Consider the following 19,075-nt stretch of genomic DNA (forward strand, 5'->3'; position numbering starts at 1 on the left):
ACCCCGATACACCTCGCAGGAGATCTCCGCCCCACAAAGCCGAGGAAACCGTCGCGAACCCAGTCGTTGAGCTCAAGTTCAATGGCATCAACACAGGTCTCACCACGTCGGCTGTCCTGTCCTCCAGGAACGGACAGAACAGGGTCGGTCAACATCAACATCAACCTCCGCCAGGCGACTACCCGCCGTGGACTGGATCGCGGGGCGGGCCAGGGACCGCTCGCCGTGGCGCTCGGTCGAGTGCTCCGGTAGACGACGCAGCCGTCCCGTCGGACCGCGGCTCGTGTTAACACCAGGTGTCTGACAACGATGTGAGGACCGGGGGTGGGGAGACAGATGAGGCTCAAGCAGGAGAGCCGGGTGCTCAAGCAGAAGGCGCTCGACTCGTTGATCTTCACGATCGAGGCCTTCAACTCCCCGCACGCGGCCGGACGAGCAACCCGGGTCCTGCTGCATCTGCAGCATGCCTTCGAGATGCTGCTCAAGGCCGCCCTCGTCCAGACCCGCGAGAAGCGGGTGTTCGACAGCGAGACCGGACGCTCCATCGGGTTCGAGCGCTGCCTGCGCCTGTCCGCGGAGAACCCCATCATCAAGCTCGCCGACGCCGACGCAGGCACCCTGCGCGCCATCGACGCCATGCGCGACGACGAACAGCACTGGTTCAATCTCGTGCCCGAGCAACTGCTCTACCTGCACGCGCGCGCCGGAGTGACGTTGTTCGACGAGCTGCTGCAGCGGGTGTTCGGTGAGAGTCTGGCCGAGCACCTCCTCGGCCGGGTCCTTCCGCTCTCCGTCGACCCGCCGCATGATCTCGCCTTCATCCTCGACGAGGAGTACTCGCAGATCGCGGCGCTGCTGCAACCCGGTCGAAGGGCCGGGCACGAGGCACGGGCACGTCTGCGAACTCTGCTGGCGATGGAGGCTCATGTGGACCCCGATGCCATAGTGTCGGACCGGGACGTCACCCGAGTCGAGCGCGCCGTCCGAGACAACCACCCGCGCGACCAGGTGTTCCCCAGACTCGACGAGATCGCCACCGCGATCGACGGCGAAGGTGTACACTTCACCGATCACCTCACCAAGACCGGCGGCGCGCCCGTGCGCTACGTTGCGGACGACTCCATCCCTGCAGCCGGGATCCGCGAGGTCGACCTGCTTAAGAAGTACCACCGCTCGCCGGCCGACCTCGCCGAAGCGCTCGCCATCTCCATGCCGAGAAGCACGGCACTGCGCCGCCATCTGCGCATCGACGAGGACGACCGCTGCAGCCATCTGTTCGAGCTCGGCGCAGTGCAGCAACGTCGGTACTCCGACAACGCCTACCGCATGATGCGCGACGCAGTCGACAACGATGATCTCGAAGCCGTCGGGGCGGCTCATTCGCCGAAGCGCAGTACGCGCTCGTGGGAAAGGTGCGCGGAGCCGGGGTGCCGTGCCGGGTAGACCTACCACCGTCGACCTCCATGCTCGGTCGGCCGCGGTCCACCTGAACCGGGTTTGACGACGACGTAGCCGGAGTCAGTCCGCAGTTCTGGATGACATGCCAAGAACTGCGGTGACGTCGTGATCAGCTTGTCTTCCTCGGTGGAGGCGAGGGCGGCGAACGCGACCCGGTGGTCGCCTCCGGTGAGCAGGCCGTCGCCGCGTTCGGCGGTGAGCAGGAAGCTGCGTTCGCCCGCCGAGAGCCCGAACACGGTGGCGACCTGGTCGATGGCTTGGGGGGCTTGGCGGAGCAGGATCTGGGTGGCGGAGTTGGTGATCACCGCCCGCCCGAGATCGGAGGCCAGGACGTCGGCGGTGTCCTGGGTCGCGACGACCAGACCGCACCAGTGCTTGCGGGCGGCCTTGGCGGCGCGGAGCAGGAACCGGGCGCCGGCGGGATTGGTCAGCAGCATCCAGGCCTCGTCGACCACGACCAGCCGCCGGCGCCGCTCGTGCGGGTGGGTCACCGTCCGCCACACCGCGTCGAGCACCACCGTGGTCCCCACCGGGCGCAGCGCCTCGGGGAGCTCCTTGAGCGACCACACGGTCAGGTGCCCGCCGGCGGGGTGGGTGGTGGGGCCGTTGAACAGGGTGGAGTGGCTGCCGTCGACGAACGGCCGCAGCCGCCGCGCGAGGTCGGTGGCGACTTGCCCGGCACCGTCTCCCGTCCGGGGGGGCGGCCGGTTCCTCGGCAGCTGTCCCGTCACCGGAGCCGGCCTCGGGGCGGGCGTCGGGGTCGAGGGCGCGGGCGATCGCACCAGGTGCCGACGGATACGAGGGTTGGAGGAGGGCGTCGCGCAGGTCGCCCAGCAGCGGTGCGGGGCGGGCCTGTCTCGTGATCGGTGTTTCGGCGTCGTTGCTCAGTAGGTCTCGGCTCCCGGCCAGCGGTCACCGAACGTGATGGCGAACGCGTTGATCACGGGCTTCCAACGCATCGTCCACCTCGTGCGGCCCGTCCCGGTCGGGTCCAGGCTGCGAGTCACAAGATACAAGCATTTCATCGCAGCCTGCTCAGTGGGGAAATGACCACGCGCCCGCACCGCGCGCCGGTAGCGGGCGTTAAGCGATTCGATCGCATTCGTAGAGCAGATCACCCTTCGAATCTCGACGTCGTAGTCCAAGAACGGCACGAACTCTTCCCACGCGTTGCGCCATAGCCGGATCATCGCCGCGTACTTACGGCCCCATTTCTCGTCGAGCTCATCCATAGCGATAAGTGCTGCATTCGGGTTGGGCGCGGCATAGATTGGTTTGATGTCGCGCTTCACCGCGTCCCAGTCCTGTCGACCCACCAGCCGGAAAGTGTTTCGGATCAGGTGCACGACGCAGGTTTGGACAATGGTTTGCGGCCACACGTTGGCCACGACCTCCGGGAGTCCTTTGAGGCCGTCGCAGACCAGGAACAGCACGTCACGCACGCCGCGGTTCTTCAGGTCGACCAGCACGCTCATCCAGAACTTCGCGCCCTCACTGCCGACGCCCATCCACAGCCCCAGCACGTCCTTGCAGCCGTCCACGGTGACGCCGATGGCTGCGTAGACCGGCCGGTTGGCGACCTGCCCGTCCCGGACCTTGACGTGGACAGCGTCGATGAACACCGCGGCGTACACCGAATCCAACGGCCGACCAACCCAGTCATTCATCTCGGCGACGACCTTGTCGGTGATCCGCGAGACCGTCTCCTTCGATACTGACGCCCCATAGATGTCAGCGAAATGTGCGGAAACCTCCCCGGTCGTCATCCCTTTCGCATACAGCGACAGTACGACCTCGTCGACATCTGTGAGGCGCCGCTGACGCTTCTTCACGATCTGCGGCTCGAAAGTGCTGGCCCTGTCTCTCGGAACGTCGATCTCCACGTCACCCGCGGCATCCGAGAGAACCGTCTTCGAGCGGGACCCGTTCCGCACGTTGGTGGATTCCCGGCCGGGGTCGGCCCGGTTCTTGTCGTGCCCGAGGTGCTCGGTCATCTCCTCGTTCAGCGCCGTTTCCAGAACATTCTTGGTAAAGAGCTTCAACAGGCCGTCCGGGCCGGTCAACGCCAGCCCGCGCGCCTTCGCCTCGGCCACCATCGCCGCCGCAGCGGCCCGCTCCGCCGACGCCTGCCGAGCAGGCTTCGGGTCACCCTCGCTTGGATCCACAAGGTCCGATGTCATCACTGAGCCTTTTTCAACCTGACCAGCGAGCTTCTGCGTCAGGAGATCGCGAAGGTTGCAGCGCAACTGCTCTGACCACAGCTGCACAGGTCACCGGCTCGCTAGCTCGGCGTCTGCACCCACACAACCAGGCCCCTGAGCTGCCGGAACGGCAGGTTGAAAAAGGCTCACTGTCCGTGCCCATCTCGCCGGACCTCAGCCCGGCGTGTCGGGCCGAAAACACCGATCTTGAAACAGTCCCGAGGGCGACGCGAACGGGTTCGCGGCGGAGCTCCTCATGCCCGCAGAGTCGATCCGACCGCACCTGCGCAACCTGACGGTGGGCCGGCTCTACGACCTCAAGCGCGAGTGGGGAGTCTCGATGCAAGCGATCATCGAGCGCGCCTACCACCTCAAGGTCATGACCCCCACACAGCGGACGGCGTTCTACAAGCGGTTCAGCGCAATGGGATGGCGAACCACTGAGCCGATCAGCGACGAGTTGCCGCGAGAGCGGCCACAACTCGCCCGTGCCATCGGCGACACGATGGCGGCGAAGGGCCTCACCCCCGCGGAGATCGCCAAGCTCGCCGGGTTCCCGGAGACGGTTGAAGACCACCCGTTTCGGCCATCCGGCTCCCACCTGCGCGCAGTGTGAGGCGGACGTGACCGGACACCCGGACACGTCTGCGGACCGCCACCACGCCCTGGGGCAATCGGTCGGCCCGGCGTCGGCTTCCGCATCGCAGGCGAGCGCATCCTGTGTATATGAACGACCACCACAGCGACGGCGTACGGACGGCAGCCGCCGAAGCGGCCCGCCGGACCCGGGCGGTGGTCGCCGAGATCGCAGACCCGGCCTCAGAGATGGTGTCGGCGCCGGCGTCCCGCAACCAGCTCGAGGCGCAGCCCTGGCGCTCGACACGGTCGCCGCCGATCAGCCCACCGCGGTCGCTGCCGTGTCATCGAGCGCACGGTCGAGCGTCGCCCGGGAGCACCCGACCAGCTCGGCGATCTGGGCCGTGGTGTGCACGCCGCCGTCGCGCAACGTGCGGGCGTGCTGCAGCTTCGCCGCTGGCAGGATGCCCGTTCCGATCCTTCTAACGGGCTGCCGTGGCGGCCACGCCGCCACCGGCGTCACTAGCCCCTGACCCCATTACCGGCCGACGACGCCGAAATGATCATGCGACGCCCACGGCCATACCCCAGCGCAGTACCGCACCCAGCCGCAACGACGCACACCAGATTCACCCGAACGACACAACAATCGTGGAGCAGAACCCTGACCCCACTTCGCACCATGGAGCAGCGTGCTCCACGATTGCTCCACGATGACGCCACAGTGGACACAACCATGATCAAATAAAACGATCATCACATGATCGAGAAGTCCAGCAGAACCGCAGGTCAGACGCGAAACAGGCGGCACCACCAATAAGTGGTACCGCCTGCTCTCATGGGTGGAGCTGAGGGGATTCGAACCCCTGACCCCTTGACTGCCAGTCAAGTGCGCTACCAGCTGCGCCACAGCCCCTTGCGACATGAAGAACACTACACCGGCCGGTTTCCGGCCCGGAAAGGGGGGTGCCCCTCCCGGCGCCGCGACCTACCGTCGACCCCGTGCAGCCCTCTGACATCGGACGACTGACCACCCTCGGCGCCCCTGCGGTGTCCCCGGACGGCGCGCACGTCGCCGTCGCGGTCCGCCGCGTCGACCTCGGCGCCAACCGGTACCGGACAACGATCTGGCTCACACCGACCGACGGGAGCGGTCCACCGCGGCGGCTGACCGGCTCCGAGCACGGCGACTCCTCCCCCGCCTGGTCGCCGGACGGGACGCGGCTCGCCGTCGTCACCGGGCGCGACGGCGGCGGCGCACGGCTGCGGGTACTGCCGATCGGCGTCCCGGGCGAGCCGGTGGTGGTCTGCGAGCGTCCGGAGGGGATCTCCGAGCCGGTGTGGTCGCCGGACGGCACCCGGATCGCGTTCGTGTCCCGGGAGCGGGCGGCCCGGTGGGCCACCGGCGACGACGACCGGGCCCGCGAACCCCGCCGGATCGACCGGCTGTTCAGCCGGCTGGACGGGGAGGGCTGGATCATCGACCGCCCGTCGACGGTGTTCGTCGTCGACGCCGGGGGCGGCGACACGGTGGCCGTCGCGGGCGGGCCGTACGAGCACTCGTCGCCCGCCTGGTCGCCCGACGGGCGGACCCTCGCCGTCGTCGCGGACCGCGAGCAGGACTGGGACCTGGACGAGACGGCGCGGATCTACCTCGTCGATGCGGCGGGCGGCCGCGAGCCGCGGCTGCTCACCCGCAGCGGGCGGCACCACACGCACCCGTCCTGGGCGCCGGACGGCACCCGGCTGGCCACCCTGGCCTCCGACGACCACCTGGCGGCTCCGGCGCACGCGTCGCCGGCGCTGGTCGACATCGCGACCGGGCGCGAGGACGTCCTGGCGACCGGCATCGACCGCACCTGGCGGCCCTACCCCGGCGCCCGCGCCCCGATCTGGGACTACGGGCACCTGCTGGTGTCCTGCGAGGACCGCGGCGGGGTGCACCTGTACCGGGTCGCGGCCGACGGACCGGGTGCGGGCACCGCGGAGGCGCTGCTGACCGGCGCGCGGACCGTCGCCGCCTACGACCGCGCCGGCGGGAGCACCGTCGTGCTGGTCACCGACCACGACCACCTCGGGGAGCTGCACGTCACCGACGGCGGGTCGCTGCGCCGGCTCACCGCGCTCACCGAGCCCTTCCACGACGCCGTGCCGCGCGGACGCACCCCCTACCGGCTGGCCGTGCCGTCCCCGGCCGGGGACGGCGACATCGACGCCTGGGTGCTGCTGCCCGACGAGCCCGCCACCGGCGCCGGCGGCCGGCTCCCGGTGCTGCTGTCGATCCACGGCGGCCCGATGAGCCAGTACGCCGACGCCTGGTTCGACGAGTTCCGGCTGTGGGCGGGCGCCGGCTACGCCGTCGTGTGGTGCAACCCGCACGGATCGACCGGCTACACCCAGGACCGGGTAAGGGCGATCCGCAGCCCACTGGCGGAGACCGCGCCCGGGACCGGCTGGGGCGGGATCGACGCCGACGACGTGCTCGCCGCGCTCGACGGCGCCCTCGCGGAGTTCGACCAGCTCGACCGGGAGCGGGTGGGCGTGCTCGGCGGGTCCTACGGCGGATACCTCACCTCGTGGCTGGCCGCGCACCACTCCGACCGGTTCGCCGCCGCCTGCAGCGAGCGGGCGGTGAACAACCTGGAGTCGCTGGACTGGAGCTCCGACGCGGCCGGGTGGTTCGGCCACGAGCTGGGCCGCTCGTGGCTGGACGCGCCGGAGGAGTACCGGCGGATGTCCCCGCTGCACCACGTCCGCGGCATCGACGTGCCGATGCTGATCCTGCACTCCGAGGACGACCTGCGGTGTCCGGTCGAGCAGGCCGACGCGTTGTTCGTCGCGCTGCGGCTGCTCGGGCGGCCGGTGGAGTACTGGCGGTTCCCGGAGGAGAGCCACGGGATGTCGCGGGACGGGTCGCCACGCCACCGCGTCCAGCGGGTGCAGATCATCCTCGACTTCTTCGGCCGGCACCTCGGCGGGCGCAGGCCGGCGCAGGTGCCCGCGGGCTGAGGGCGCGGGCCGAGGGCGCGGGGCCGTGCTCAGCCGGCCCGGCTCCGGCCGTCGTCCCCGTCGGGGTCGGCGGCGTCGCCGAGATCGTCGGGGTCGGAGAGGCCGCCGACGGTGTCGGTCTCCGGGCCGACCGAGCGCGGTGCGCCGTCGGCGGCCCGGACCGGCTCGCCGACGGGCTCGCGCAGCCGTCGCAGGGCGGGGTCGTCGGCCCAGAACTCGTCGAACCCGTGCTCGGCGAACCGGTCGGCGACGCGGTGCATCGCGATGTCGTGACGCACGTAGAGGTGTGCGAGCAGCACCGCGGCCGGGTCGTCGGTGTAGAGGCCCCAGGTGCGGTCGGCGGTGAGGCCCCCGATCACGGCCTGGTCCCGGTCCGCGACGACGACGAGCATCCGCCGGCCGAGGTTGTCCTCGACCGCCGACGGGGCCGAGTAGCGGTGCTCGATGTGCCAGCCGACCGGGTCGTCGTCGACGCCGAAGACGACCGTGGCCACGTCGACGCCGTGCTCCTCGGCCCGGCGGATCGTGGGCTTCAGCGTCTCGACGTCCTCCGGCCAGCCGAGCACGTACAGCTCGGAGCGGGCCGCGGCGGCGACGTCCTCGGCCCGTTCGAGCAGCATCCGGCGCTCGGTCAGCGAGTGCACCAGCCGCACCTGCGGCGGCGCGGTCAGCCGCGGGATCTCGTTCTGCAGTATGCCCAGCGTGCGGTCGAAGTCGCGGCGCATGCGCTCCAGCAGCGTCGCGGGCGGCAACGGCACGTAGCCGGTGCCGTCGGGGGCACGGACCTCGAAGGCCGCGCCGCGGCCGACGAGCTTGCCCAGCGTCTCGTAGACGGTGCTGCGCGGCACCCCGGACCGCTTCGCCACCTCGTAACCGTTGACCGCCTCGCCCGCGCTGACCAGCGCCACGTAGGCCTTGGCCTCGTAGCCCGACAAGCCCAGTCGCTGGAGCTCTTCCGTCACCCGACGTACGGCCATTACAAGATCATCTCAATCGTTCGTCACCGTCCCGCGACATCTCGCCGCGTCCACTCCCCAGGTCGATCGCGGGCGACCGATCGATACACCCGAATCCGCACCATCATCACAATCGTTGATCGGGCGCGCGCGTCACGCCGGCCCGCATCGCCGCATCCGCCTCACGGAGGATCTCCCGCATGGCCGCTCCGGCGGCAGGGGCGTCACCCGCCCGGACGGCGTCGGCGACGTCGCGGTGCAACCGGATCGCCTCCGGTTCCGGACGACGGGGCATCAGGTGGTGCCGGGTCCGCCCGGCGAGCACCTCGGCGACGACGTCGCCCAGCGCCGCGACCATCTCGTTGCCCGAGGCCGCGAGCAGGGTCCGGTGGAAGAGCTGGTCGGCCTCCAGGTAGGCGAACAGGTCTCCGGCGCGGCCGTGCGCGGTCATGTCCATCACCGCACCGACCAGCACCCCGCACTGCTCCGGGGTCGCCCGGTCGGCCGCCAGCTCGGCAGCCAGCGGTTCGACGCCGCAGCGCAGCTCGGACAGCGACCGCAGCTGCTCGTCTCGGCCCGGGCCGTCGAGCCGCCAGCGGATCACCCTGGGGTCGTGCACGTTCCACTGCCCGCGCGGGGAGACGGTGGTGCCGACCCGGCGCCTGCTGCGCACCAGGCCCATCGACTCCAGCACCCGCACGGCCTCCCGGACCACGGTCCGCGACACCCCGTAGCGGTCGCCCAGTTCCTCGGCCCGCAGGACCTCACCGGGGCCGATCGTGCCTGCGGCGATCGCGGTCCCGAGCCGGTCCAGGACGTCCGCGTGCAGTCCCGTGCCCTCCGTCGCGCCGCTCACGGTCGAATCGTGCCACCTCACGATGCCGAGCACCGGAAAAGACATATCTGAACCGATCCGGTGTTGAACACGTAATACTTATGACCGACTCTGGTCCCACAACGACCCGGGTACTCCCGGTCCGCGTGCCGATGCCGCCACACCGTGAGGAGCCGATGCAGTGACGCAACAGCCGGCGACACACCAGCCACCACCCCGCCCCCTCGTCGTCGTGATGGGGGTGTCCGGCTCCGGGAAGTCCACCGTCGGCGCCGCCCTCGCCGACGCACTCGGTGTCCCGTTCACCGACGCCGACGGTCTGCACCCGGCCGCCAACATCGCGAAGATGACCCGGGGGACCCCACTCACCGACACCGACCGCGAGCCCTGGCTCGACGCCGTCGGCGCCCGGTTGGCCGAGCACACCGGCACCGGGCTCGTCGTCGCCTGCTCGGCGCTGCGCCGCACCTACCGCGACCGGCTCCGCGCCCACGCGCCGTCGACGGTGTTCGTGCACCTCTCCGGCGACGCGGCGGTGCTCGCCGAGCGCATGGGCGGACGTTCCGGGCACTTCATGCCGACCGCGCTGCTCGACTCCCAGCTGGCCACCCTGGAGCCGCTGGCCGCCGACGAGGCCGGGACGACCCTGGACATCCGGAGGCCGGTCGAGGAGATCGTGGCGGGCGCCGTCGCCGCCACCGGGTCGGAGGTGGCCCCGCGATGACGCTGCACCCCGCACTCGTCCTGGCCGCGGAGCAGGCCCAGCCGGTCGCCTCCGCCGGCCGCCTGGTGACCGCCGCGCTGGTGGGGATCGTCGCGCTGGTCCTGCTGATCACGCAGTTCTCGCTGCACCCGTTCCTGGCCCTGACCATCGGCTCGCTGCTGGTCGCGGCGGTGGCGGGCATGTCGATGGGCGACGCCGTGACGGCCTTCTCCGACGGCTTCGGCTCGACCGCCGCGAGCGTCGGCACGCTGATCGCCTTGGGCGCGATGTTCGGCAAGCTGCTCGCCGACTCCGGCGGCGCCGACCGGCTGGTCGACACGATCGTCTCCCGCTCCGGCCCGCGGACCCTGCCGTGGTCGATGGCCGCCGTCGGGGCACTGATCGGCCTGCCGATGTTCTTCGAGATCGGTCTGGTCATCCTGATGCCGGTGATCTTCCTGGTCGCGCGCCGGGCCCAGGTCTCGCTGATCGCCGTCGGCATCCCGGCACTGGCCGGGCTGTCCGCGATGCACGGTCTCGTCCCGCCCCACCCCGGCCCGCTCGCCGCGATCGGCATCCTCGACGCCGACCTGGGCATCACCCTGCTCCTCGGCGTGCTCGTGTCGATCCCGGTCGTCGTGCTGGCCGGGCCGCTGTTCGCGACGCTGGCGGCCCGCTGGGTCGACGTCTCCCCGCCCGCGTTGTTCGAGTCCCCGGTCGCGGCCGGGAGCACCACCGCGTCCGCCGCATCCGCCGCATCCGCCGGATCGGCCGGATCGGCCGGATCGGCCGGGACCGGCGCGGGTGCCGACGCCGGTCCCGGGTCCGGTGCCGATTCCGACGCCGGTGCCGATTCCGGTGCCGGCCGCGACCTGCCGGACGGCGGTCCCACTCGGCGCCCCGGGTTCGCCGCCACCCTGGTCACGGTGCTGCTGCCGGTCGTGCTCATGATGGGCAAGGCCGTCGGCGACATCGCCGCACCCGAGGGCAACCCGGTGCGCGCCGCACTGGACTTCGTCGGCACCCCGCTGGTCGCGCTCCTGCTGTCGGTGCTGGTCGCGATGGTCACCCTCGGCACCGGCTCGGGGATGAACCGCGCCGGGATCATGGGCTCGCTGGAGAGGTCGCTCCCCGCGATCGCCGGGATCGTGCTGATCGTCGCCGCGGGCGGCGGGTTCAAGCAGACCCTGGTCGACACCGGGATCGGCGCGATGATCGCGGGCTGGGCCACCGGCGCCGGCATCTCCGCACTGCTGCTGGGCTGGCTGGTCGCGGTGGCGATCCGGCTCGCGACCGGGTCGGCGACCGTCGCGACGGTGACCGCCGCGGGGATCCTCGTGCCGCTGCTGCCGACGCTCGACCCGACCCAGACCTCACTGCTGGTGCTGGCGATCGGCGCGGGCTCGCTGTTCTTCTCCCACGTCAACGACGCCGGGTTCTGGCTGGTCAAGGAGTACTTCGGGCTCACCGTCGGCCAGAACATCAAGACCTGGTCGATCATGGAGACCGTCATCTCGGTCTCCGGCCTGGTCCTGGTGCTGCTGATCGACCTGGTGCTCTGACCCCGCTCAGACGACGACGCCGGCCCGGGTCGCCGGGTCGGCGACCGTCGCCCGGGACCCGGGTCCGTCGACGTCGGCGACGGTGCGGGCGAGCCGGCGCACCGCCTCGGTCAGCACCGGTCCGGGGTGGGTGAACGGCACCCGCAGCCGGTCGGTGAACGCGTGCCCGGCCCCGAACCGCGGGCCGGGCGCCAGCACCAGACCGTGCCGCGGGGCCGCCGCGGTCAGCGCCGTCGAGACGTGGGCACCGAGGTCGCACCACAGCGCGAGCCCACCGTGGGGCACGGTGAAGCGCCAGTCCGGCAGGGTCGCCGCGAGCTCGGCGGCCAGCAGGTCGCGCCCGGTGCGCAGCACCCCGACCCGTTCGGCCCGCAGCACGTCGAGCCGTTCCAGCACCTCGACGGCGACCAGCTGCTCCAGCACCGGCAGCGCCAGCTGGGCCCTGGCCAGCCGTCGTCGCAACCGGGCCGCACGCTCGCGGCCGGCCCGGACCCAGCCGATCCGCAGCCCGCCCCAGGCGATCTTGCTGAGTCCGCCGACGGTGACGACGTCGTCGGGTCCGGCGGCGTGCGCGGCACACGGCAGCGGCCCCGTGGCGCCCCCGCGCAGGTCCAGCTCGGCGAAGGTCTCGTCGACCAGGGCAACCGTGCCCTGACGGGCGAGGCGCTGCACCAGCCGGGCGCGGGCGTCGTCGTCGAGCAGACGGCCGGTGGGGTTCTGGAAGTCCGCCATCAGGTACGCGGCCCGCGCCGCGGTCTGCCGGGCGGCCCGCGGCAGCACCGTCTGGGGCGTCGCGCCGGCGCCGTCCACCGCCACCGGGACGGCGACCGCTCCCACGTCGGCGACGACGTCGAACGCCGACGGGTAGGTGGGATGCTCGACGAGCACCCGGTCCCCCGGCCCGGCCAGCTCGGCGAGGACGATCCCGATCGCCTGCAGCGCCCCGCCCGTCACGACGACCTGCTCCGGCCCGGTCGGGAGCCCCCGGGTCGTGAACCGGTCGGCGATCGCGGACCGCAGCGCAGGCAGGCCGTCCGGCCCGTAGCCGTGTCCGGCCAGCTCCGCGGCACCCCGCTCGACGGCGCGGGCGACCAGGTCGGGCAGTACCGCGGGCGCGGCCGGGGCGGCGTGGGCGAGGTCGATCGCGCCGTGGTCCACCGGCCCGGGCGCCCACACCCCGTCGACACCACCGGTCCGGTCCGGGAGCCGCACCCAGGTGCCCGACCCGTGCCGGGCGTCGGCCCAGCCGTCGTCGCGCAGCTCGCGGTAGGCACGGGCGACCGTCACCCGGCTGACGCCCAGTGCCTCGGCCAGCGGCCGCTCCGCCGACAGCCGGGTGCCCGAGGGCAGCCGGCCGTCGCCGGTCAGCACCCGCACCGCGTCGGCCAGCACCCGGTAGGCCGGGCCGCGCCCGCCGTGGACGTCGCCGCACAGCGCGGCGAGGCGCTCCGCCCCGATCCCCTGCGTCATTCCCGATCCAGTTTCGCTCGAGTGGCACGGTGACGACAGGCCACCGATGGAAGCAGCATGCCATCTCGTGACGATCGACAGTTCCCGCTGGTCGCTGCGGATGCCGCGGCGCACCCGGCGGCTCTCCCAGCTCGTGGTCGGCCTGGTCGGCTACGCGGTCTCGATGGCGCTGATGATGCGCGCGGCCCTCGGCTCGATGCCGTGGGACGTGTTCCACCAGGGCGTCGCGGGGCGCACGGCGCTGTCGGTGGGGGCGGTGACCGTCGTCGTCGCGGTCGGGGTGCTGCTGCTGTGGATCCCGCTGCGGGAACGGCCGGGGATTGGCACGGTGACCAACGTCGTCGTCATCGGGGTCACGGTGGACCTGGCGCTCGCGGTGCTGCCCGCCCCGGAGGCACTGTGGCTGCGGGTGGGGTTCGCCGCCGCCGGGATCGTGCTGAACGCGGTGGCGACGGCCGCCTACATCGGGGTCGGGCTGGGACCGGGCCCGCGGGACGGGCTGATGACCGGACTCGCGGCCCGCACCGGGCTGTCGGTGCGGCTGGTGCGGACCGCGATCGAGGTGACGGTCGTGCTGGCCGGGTGGGCGCTGGGCGGCACGTTCGGCCTGGTGACGGTGGCCTACGCGCTCGCCGTCGGGCCGCTCGTGCAGTGGTTCCTGCCGCGACTGGCCGTCGGCGCGGTCAGCCCGTCACGCGGGACAGCCAGTCCCCGTTGCTCAGATCCATCTTGACGCCGTCGACCAGCACGGTCGGGGTGCCGAACCGCCCGCCCGGTGCCGCCGCCGGGTCGGCGGCGGCGGCACCGGTCGCGTCCGCGATGGCCTGGCTGTTCGCCTGCCGGGCGACGCAGCCGCTGAAGTCGCCGGTCGCGCCGAGCTCGGCGCCGAGCGCGGTCAGCTCCTGGACCGACGTCCCGGCACTCCCCTCGGCGGGCTGGTCGGCGTAGAGCCGGGAGTGGTAGGCGGGGAAGATCCCGGCGTCCGCGGCGCACAGCGCGGCGTTGCCGGCCCGGGTCGAGTAGCCGGGCGGGGAGGAGCGCTCGTCGAGGATGACGATGTGGTGGTAGTTGACCTTCGCCCTGTTCTCGTTCATCGCCGCGGTGAGGTCGTCGGCGTAGAAGGACTCGAACTGCTTGCAGCTGGGGCAGAGGTAGTCCTCGTAGACGTCGACGGTGACCGGCGCGGCCTGGTTCCCCGCCCTCACCACCACGCCGTCACGAGCCACCGGGTAGGTCGGCCCGGTCGCCGCGCCGTAGTTCTGCCAGAGGACGTAGCCACCGGCGGCCAGCGCGACGATCAGCACCAGCGCCCCGATGGCGAGGTTGCGGCCGAGCCCGCCGGACGTCTTGGCCGAGGTGATCCCCGCCGCCTGCAGCCGTGCCTGGGCGGCCGCCCGGCGCTCGCGCTCGTTCTGTCCCATCAGCGTCCCTCCGTCGCGTTCACCGGCGCCCGCCGGTCGTGGTGGTGTGCCGCGGCCCGGTCCCCGCGCCCGTCGAGGGCGAACAGCGTCCGCGGGCGCACCGTGAGGAACACCGCGGTGCCGAGGAAGGCGAGGTCGCGCAGCAGGGACAGCCCGTAGCGGGTGTCCTCGGGGTCGACCGGCCCGCCGCCGCCGAAGCAGCCGCAGTCGATCGACAGCCCGCGCGCCCACGCCTGCACCAGCCCCGCGACGAACGCGAGCAGCAGCACGGTGCCCACCACCGCGGCGAGCCGGGTGGCGAGGCCCGCGAGCAGCAGCAGGCCGAGCGCGATCTCCAGCGGCGGCAGCAGGGTCGCCACCGGCACGACGAGGGCGTCCGGCAGCACCCGGTAGGCGGCGACGGCGACGGCCGTGGTGAACGGCTCGCTCAGCTTCACCGCTCCCGACACCAGCCAGACCGCGGCGAGTCCCAGTCGCAGCACGGTGCCGAGCACGTCGAGCGGGCGGGCTGCGGTCACGACGGAGGAGCCTAGCGATCCCCGCCGGGTCAGAACTCCTCGCGGGCGGACTCCTGCTCCAGCAGCGCGTCGAGGTCGGTCAGCCGCTTCATCGTGGCGACGGCGCGGGCGGTGCGGTTGTTGCCCGCCATCGTCTCCTCGTGGCGGTGCACGAACTGCCAGTAGCCCGCGGTGAACGGGCAGGCCTTCTCCCCCACCCACACCGTCGGGTCGAAGGCGCAGCCGGAGCACAGGTCGGTCATCCGGTTGATGTAGGCGCCGCCGGAGGCGTAGGGCTTGGTGGCCATCCGTCCGCCGTCGGCGTGCTGGCTCATTCCGATCACGTTGGCGGGCATCACCCAGGCGAACCCGTCGACGAACGCCGTCGCGAACCAGTCGTTGAGCTCCGCGGGCCGGTAGCCGCGCTGCAGGGCGTGGTTGCCGAGGATCATCAGGCGCGGGATGTGATGGGTCCAGCCGCGGTCGCGGACCCCGCCCAGTGCGTGCGACAGGCAGTTCGCGGTGACGGCGTCGGCGTCGGCGTCGGTCCACCAGTCCGGCAGCGGCGTGCGCGCCCGCAGGTGGTTGCGACGCGTGTAGCCGCGCCCGAAACGCCAGTACAGCTGCCAGACGTACTCCCGCCAGCCGAGGATCTGGCGGACGAACCCCTCGACGCTGGACAGCCGGGCGTCCCCGTCGCGGTAGGCCTGCTCGGCGGCGTGCACCGCCTCCAGCGGGTGCAGCGCACCCAGGTTCATCGGCACCGACAGCAACGAGTGCGCCATCGCCCAGTCCTGCTCCAGCACCGCGTCCTCGTACGGGCCGAAGGTGTCCAGGCGGTGCCGGACGAAGTGCCGCAGGGCCGCGGTCGCCTCCTCGTGGGTGACGGCGAAGCGGCGCGGTCCGTCCCGGCCGACGGTGGGGTACCCGGCCGCGTCGAGGTCGGCCCGCACGCGCGCGTCGACGTCGTCCTCGCGGGGCTGCCAGGGCGGCTCGACGTCGAGTGTCCGGGCGCCCTTCGGCGGGGACTCGCGGTTGTCGTGGTCGTAGTTCCACGTCCCGCCGACGGGCCTCTCCCCGTCCATCAGCACGGAGAACCGCTCGCGCTGGGCGCGGTAGAAGTCCTCCATCCGGAAGGTCTCGCGGTCACCGGCCCAGGCGTCGAACTCGTCCTTGCCCAGCGCGAAGGTCGGGGTGGGCCGGACCTCGGTGACCAGCCCCTCCCGCACGAACCTACGGACCATGTCCGAGGCGGGGAACGACGTCGGCTGGTGCACCACCACCGGGCGGCCGACCCGTTCCAGCGCCTCACGGTAGGTGTCGGTGCGCAGGTGGGTGACCCGGTCGCCGAGCTGCTCGGCGAGGTGGCGCATCCCGGACAGGAGCAGATGCAGCTTCTGGCGGTGGTGGCGACGCCTGCCCAGCGCCCGCGCGGACTCGACGATCACGATCTCGCGGTCGGCGAACTCCTCGGTGTCCCACACGTGCGGGCCGAGCTGGTCGGCGAACAGCCACAGCGGAGCCGTGTCATCGGACGACATCGACCCAGTGTCGGGCTGGTCGCGCACCGCCGCGCGGCGAACGCATCCGTCCTATCGTTGCGGGTGTGAACGATCCGGAGCTGGAGGCGGAACTCGCCGACCACAGCCACGACCACTCCCATCGGGACGTCTCGGGCGGCTGGCTGCGCGCCGCCACGTTCGGCGCGATGGACGGCCTGGTCACCACGATCGCGCTGGTCGCGGGCGTCGGCGGGGGCGGGGCGGACCGCGACCTGATCGTGCTGACCGGGCTGGCGGGCGTCGTCGCGGGGGCGTTCTCGATGGCCCTGGGCGAGTTCGCCTCGGTCGGCACCCAGAACGACGCGCTCGACGCCGAGGCCGCCGTCGAACGCCGCGAGCTCGTGCTGCACCCGCGCGCCGAGGAGCACGAGCTGGCCGCCCGGTTCCGCGAGATGGGACTGACCGGGCAGACGGCGGACGCCGTCGCGCGCGAGGCGCACCGCGACCCTGAGCTGGCGCTGCGGATGCACGTCAGCCAGGAGCTGGGCGTCAGCCTGGACGACAAGCCCTCGCCGTGGGTGGCGGCGACGTCGTCGTTCGCCGCGTTCGCGGTCGGCGGCCTGATCCCGCTGCTGACGTTCCTGCTCGGCTACGGCTCGCTGGCGCTCGGCCTCGCCGTCGGCGGGGTCGGCCTGCTCGTCGCGGGGGCGCTGACCTCGCGGTTCACCTCCCGGTCGTGGTGGGCGGCGGCGCTGCGCCAGCTGGCGTTCGGCGCGATCGCGGCCGGTGCGACCTACCTGGTCGGGATGCTCATCGGGGTCAGCGCCGCCTGAGCGGGCTCAGTCCTCGACGCTGATCACGCGGGCCGGGCACACGTGCTCGGCCTCCTTCACCGCGTCCCGGTCGCCCTCGGCGGGCGAGTCGGTCAGCAGATCGACGATTCCGTCGTCGTCCTGGTCGAAGACGTCGGGCGCGGTCACCACGCACTGGCCGGCCCCGATGCACAGTTCCTTGTCCACGATCACGCGCATGGACATCAGAATGCCACCGGCAGCGCGTGCACACCGTAGACGGCCATGTCGTCGCGGAACGCGATCTCCGAGTCCGGCACGGCGACCCGCAGTCCCGGGAAGCGCCGCAGCAGCGCCGGATAGGCGATCTGCAGCTCGAGGCGGGCCAGCGGCTGCCCGAGGCACTGGTGCACCCCGAACCCGAACGCGACGTGCCGGTTCGTCCCGCGGGACACGTCGACCTCGTCGGGGTGGGGCCACTGCCGCGGGTCGCGGTTGGCCGCCTCGGCGGCGAGCACCACGCCCTCCCCCGCCCGGATCGTGACGCCGCCGATCTCCAGGTCCTCGGTCGCGACCCGGCGACGGCCGATATGGGTGACGGTGAGGACCCGCAGCAGCTCCTCGACCGCGCCGCGGACCTGCGTGGCGTCGCCGTCGCGGACGGCGGCGAGCTGGTCGGGGTGGTGCAGCAGGGTCAGCGTGCCGAGGGCGATCATGTTCGCCGTCGTCTCGTGCCCGGCGACGAGCAGCAGCAGCGCCGAGGCGCTCGCCTCGTCGACGGTGAGGTCCCCGGCCGCGACCCGGGCGGCCATGCCGCCGAGCATGTCGTCGCGCGGCTCGGCCAGCCGGGCCCGGACGAGTCCGGCCAGATAGTCCTGCAGCGCGTCCGACGCCGCGGCCGAGGCCTCCGCGCCGGAGGTGAGGTCGACCATGATCCGGCTCTGGGCCTCGAAGAACGCGTGGTCGGCGTAGGGCACCCCGAGCAGGTGGCAGATCACCAGCGACGGCAGCGGCAGCGCGAACGCCTGCACCAGGTCGGTCGGGTTCTCCCCGGCCTCCATGCCGTCCAGCAGCTCGGTGACGGTCTGCTCGATCAGCGGCCGGAGGCGCTCGATGCGGCGCACGGTGAACTCGCCGATGAGCATCCGCCGGTGCCTTGCGTGCTCGGGACCGTCCATCATGATGAAGCTGCGGCGGCGCCCCTGGGACCGCACGTGTCGCGACCGCGAGGTGGCCGGGTAGCCCTCGCGGTCGGCGTCGGCGGACAGCCGCTCGTCGGCTAGCGCGGTGCGGACGTCGTCGTAGCGGGTGACGAGCCAGGGCGTGCTGCCGTCCCAGATCCGGACGCGGGCGACGCCCGACCCCCCCGGCGGGGCACTCGTCCTCACGGATGCGGGCGAGTTCGGCGGGCGGGTCGAAGGGGCACTCACGCGCCATCGGGTAGGTGGGCACGGGTTGGGTCACGGCGGTCATCGGCATCACTCCCATCAGGGATGTTAGCAATGCACAGTTTCGTTTGCGCAACGATCTTTCCCGGGGAGCGACCCTCCCGGGAGACGCGAACGGCCCCGTCCCGGGATCGGGACGGGGCCGCTGGGCGGTGGAGGTGCCGGGAATCGAACCCGGGTCCTCCGTCGGTTCACGAGGGCTTCTCCGTGCGCAGTCCGCTGTGTCTCTACTCGGATCCACCGGTCACGCGAACAAGCCGGTGTGACGATCCCAGCCGCTGTTGGATGTCCCCTGCGGTTCCGCGGCCGAACCGCAGGGTGAGTCCCCTGAATGATGTCGGGACCCGGAGCGGGGACGCCTCCGGCCCGACAGCCCCTACCTGGTGATCAGGCAGCGAGCGCGTAAGCGCTCTGGGCAGTGCGACTGTTGTCGGCACTTGTTTTTTTGCGACGCATGGTTAACGAGATCATCGTCGCCTTCCTCGGCACGCTTCACCTCGATCAACGATCGGAGTCGAAACCGTTCACCCCCTGGTCGGGTCCCGTGGGACCCGCGGTCCATCTGCATTCCGCCCAGACGTACCCGGGCGGACGCACAGCATAACGCCTCGCGCACGCCCGGACATTCCGGTTGCCGGTGGGTGGC

18 protein-coding genes, 1 tRNA gene and 1 other RNA gene are annotated in these 19,075 nt (G+C 72.0%); 7 read left to right on the top strand and 13 right to left on the bottom strand.

The window, feature by feature from the left end:
* Positions 1-360 precede the first annotated feature (360 nt).
* Entirely contained in the window at positions 361-1,443 is a 1,083-nt protein-coding gene (locus XF36_RS19665; RefSeq protein ID WP_064485652.1) for a DUF3644 domain-containing protein, read from the top strand.
* Between the two features lie 2 nt (positions 1,444-1,445).
* Here the strand turns inward: XF36_RS19665 and XF36_RS19670 are convergent, their stop codons facing one another.
* The gene (locus XF36_RS19670) at positions 1,446-2,189 is read right to left on the bottom strand and encodes a VirB4 family type IV secretion system protein (RefSeq protein ID WP_060713096.1); all 744 of its coding nucleotides are present in this window, start codon (positions 2,187-2,189) and stop codon (positions 1,446-1,448) included.
* 153 nt (positions 2,190-2,342) lie between these two features.
* Positions 2,343-3,554, bottom strand: coding sequence for an IS256 family transposase (locus XF36_RS19675; protein WP_238589343.1), 1,212 nt, complete (start codon positions 3,552-3,554; stop codon positions 2,343-2,345).
* A 361-nt stretch (positions 3,555-3,915) separates the two neighbouring features.
* Between XF36_RS19675 and XF36_RS19680 the strand changes: the two genes are divergently transcribed.
* Positions 3,916-4,275, top strand: coding sequence for an ImmA/IrrE family metallo-endopeptidase (locus tag XF36_RS19680; protein ID WP_060713097.1), 360 nt, complete (start codon positions 3,916-3,918; stop codon positions 4,273-4,275).
* A 279-nt stretch (positions 4,276-4,554) separates the two neighbouring features.
* Here XF36_RS19680 and XF36_RS35750 read toward each other — a convergent pair whose 3' ends face one another.
* Complete coding sequence (locus tag XF36_RS35750; RefSeq protein WP_060713098.1) at positions 4,555-4,758, bottom strand: helix-turn-helix domain-containing protein; 204 nt, start codon at positions 4,756-4,758, stop codon at positions 4,555-4,557.
* Positions 4,759-5,078: 320 nt separating this feature from the next.
* Positions 5,079-5,151: transfer RNA gene (locus tag XF36_RS19690), tRNA-Ala, on the bottom strand.
* Between the two features lie 86 nt (positions 5,152-5,237).
* Between XF36_RS19690 and XF36_RS19695 the strand changes: the two genes are divergently transcribed.
* Positions 5,238-7,244 carry a S9 family peptidase gene (locus tag XF36_RS19695; protein WP_060713099.1) on the top strand — a complete coding sequence of 669 codons (2,007 nt, stop codon included), beginning with the start codon at positions 5,238-5,240 and terminating at the stop codon, positions 7,242-7,244.
* Between the two features lie 29 nt (positions 7,245-7,273).
* On the opposite strand, the gene XF36_RS19700 is transcribed toward XF36_RS19695, so the two are convergent.
* Entirely contained in the window at positions 7,274-8,206 is a 933-nt protein-coding gene (locus XF36_RS19700; protein WP_238588967.1) for a TrmB family transcriptional regulator, read from the bottom strand.
* 121 nt (positions 8,207-8,327) lie between these two features.
* Complete coding sequence (locus tag XF36_RS19705; protein ID WP_060713100.1) at positions 8,328-9,056, bottom strand: FadR/GntR family transcriptional regulator; 729 nt, start codon at positions 9,054-9,056, stop codon at positions 8,328-8,330.
* A gap of 214 nt (positions 9,057-9,270) precedes the next feature.
* Here XF36_RS19705 and XF36_RS19710 point away from each other — a divergent pair, with 214 nt between their 5' ends.
* Positions 9,271-9,759, top strand: coding sequence for a gluconokinase (locus tag XF36_RS19710; protein ID WP_060713101.1), 489 nt, complete (start codon positions 9,271-9,273; stop codon positions 9,757-9,759).
* Entirely contained in the window at positions 9,756-11,300 is a 1,545-nt protein-coding gene (locus XF36_RS19715) for an SLC13 family permease (RefSeq protein ID WP_064485464.1), read from the top strand. The genes XF36_RS19710 and XF36_RS19715 overlap by 4 nt, the downstream gene beginning before the upstream one ends.
* Positions 11,301-11,306: 6 nt before the next feature.
* Here the strand turns inward: XF36_RS19715 and XF36_RS19720 are convergent, their stop codons facing one another.
* A complete protein-coding gene (locus tag XF36_RS19720; RefSeq protein WP_064485465.1) occupies positions 11,307-12,770 on the bottom strand; it encodes a PLP-dependent aminotransferase family protein in 1,464 nt (487 codons plus the stop codon).
* 100 nt (positions 12,771-12,870) lie between these two features.
* Between XF36_RS19720 and XF36_RS19725 the strand changes: the two genes are divergently transcribed.
* Positions 12,871-13,503: a YczE/YyaS/YitT family protein gene (locus tag XF36_RS19725; RefSeq protein ID WP_193394046.1), complete on the top strand. Its 633-nt coding sequence runs from the start codon at positions 12,871-12,873 to the stop codon at positions 13,501-13,503.
* Here XF36_RS19725 and XF36_RS19730 read toward each other — a convergent pair.
* The 3 genes from XF36_RS19730 to XF36_RS19740 are packed head-to-tail and all read right to left on the bottom strand — an operon-like array spanning position 13,454 to position 16,229.
* Positions 13,454-14,191, bottom strand: coding sequence for a DsbA family protein (locus tag XF36_RS19730; protein ID WP_060713103.1), 738 nt, complete (start codon positions 14,189-14,191; stop codon positions 13,454-13,456). The two genes, XF36_RS19725 and XF36_RS19730, sit on opposite strands and share 50 nt — an antisense overlap.
* Complete coding sequence (locus XF36_RS19735) at positions 14,191-14,709, bottom strand: MauE/DoxX family redox-associated membrane protein (protein WP_060713104.1); 519 nt, start codon at positions 14,707-14,709, stop codon at positions 14,191-14,193. Before XF36_RS19735 ends, XF36_RS19730 begins: the two co-directional genes overlap by 1 nt.
* Positions 14,710-14,738: 29 nt before the next feature.
* Entirely contained in the window at positions 14,739-16,229 is a 1,491-nt protein-coding gene (locus XF36_RS19740) for a cryptochrome/photolyase family protein (RefSeq protein WP_060714836.1), read from the bottom strand.
* A gap of 65 nt (positions 16,230-16,294) precedes the next feature.
* On the opposite strand from XF36_RS19740, the gene XF36_RS19745 reads away from it, so the two are divergent.
* Positions 16,295-17,023 (top strand): VIT1/CCC1 transporter family protein, encoded by a 729-nt coding sequence (locus tag XF36_RS19745; RefSeq protein ID WP_060713105.1) that lies wholly within the window; start codon positions 16,295-16,297, stop codon positions 17,021-17,023.
* 6 nt (positions 17,024-17,029) lie between these two features.
* Here the strand turns inward: XF36_RS19745 and XF36_RS19750 are convergent, their stop codons facing one another.
* The 3 genes from XF36_RS19750 to ssrA form a co-directional block, all read right to left on the bottom strand.
* Positions 17,030-17,221, bottom strand: coding sequence for a ferredoxin (locus tag XF36_RS19750; protein WP_043280175.1), 192 nt, complete (start codon positions 17,219-17,221; stop codon positions 17,030-17,032).
* A gap of 5 nt (positions 17,222-17,226) precedes the next feature.
* Complete coding sequence (locus tag XF36_RS19755) at positions 17,227-18,369, bottom strand: cytochrome P450 (RefSeq protein WP_414706202.1); 1,143 nt, start codon at positions 18,367-18,369, stop codon at positions 17,227-17,229.
* A gap of 210 nt (positions 18,370-18,579) precedes the next feature.
* Positions 18,580-18,961, bottom strand: a transfer-messenger RNA (tmRNA) gene (ssrA, locus tag XF36_RS19760).
* Positions 18,962-19,075 lie beyond the last annotated feature (114 nt).

Origin of the sequence: Pseudonocardia sp. HH130629-09 (assembly GCF_001294645.1) — a bacterium.
Lineage (GTDB): Bacteria > Actinomycetota > Actinomycetes > Mycobacteriales > Pseudonocardiaceae > Pseudonocardia.

Excerpts from the sequence above, each read along its gene's own strand:
- XF36_RS19675 (WP_238589343.1), bottom strand. The coding sequence starts at position 3,554 with ATGGTGGCCGAGGCGAAGGCGCGCGGGCTGGCGTTGACCGGCCCGGAC.
- XF36_RS19680 (WP_060713097.1), top strand. The coding sequence starts at position 3,916 with ATGCCCGCAGAGTCGATCCGACCGCACCTGCGCAACCTGACGGTGGGC.
- XF36_RS19710 (WP_060713101.1), top strand. The coding sequence starts at position 9,271 with ATGGGGGTGTCCGGCTCCGGGAAGTCCACCGTCGGCGCCGCCCTCGCC.
- XF36_RS19715 (WP_064485464.1), top strand. The coding sequence starts at position 9,756 with ATGACGCTGCACCCCGCACTCGTCCTGGCCGCGGAGCAGGCCCAGCCG.
- XF36_RS19720 (WP_064485465.1), bottom strand. The coding sequence starts at position 12,770 with ATGACGCAGGGGATCGGGGCGGAGCGCCTCGCCGCGCTGTGCGGCGAC.
- XF36_RS19725 (WP_193394046.1), top strand. The coding sequence starts at position 12,871 with ATGCCGCGGCGCACCCGGCGGCTCTCCCAGCTCGTGGTCGGCCTGGTC.
- XF36_RS19730 (WP_060713103.1), bottom strand. The coding sequence starts at position 14,191 with ATGGGACAGAACGAGCGCGAGCGCCGGGCGGCCGCCCAGGCACGGCTG.
- XF36_RS19740 (WP_060714836.1), bottom strand. The coding sequence starts at position 16,229 with ATGTCGTCCGATGACACGGCTCCGCTGTGGCTGTTCGCCGACCAGCTC.
- XF36_RS19750 (WP_043280175.1), bottom strand. The coding sequence starts at position 17,221 with ATGCGCGTGATCGTGGACAAGGAACTGTGCATCGGGGCCGGCCAGTGC.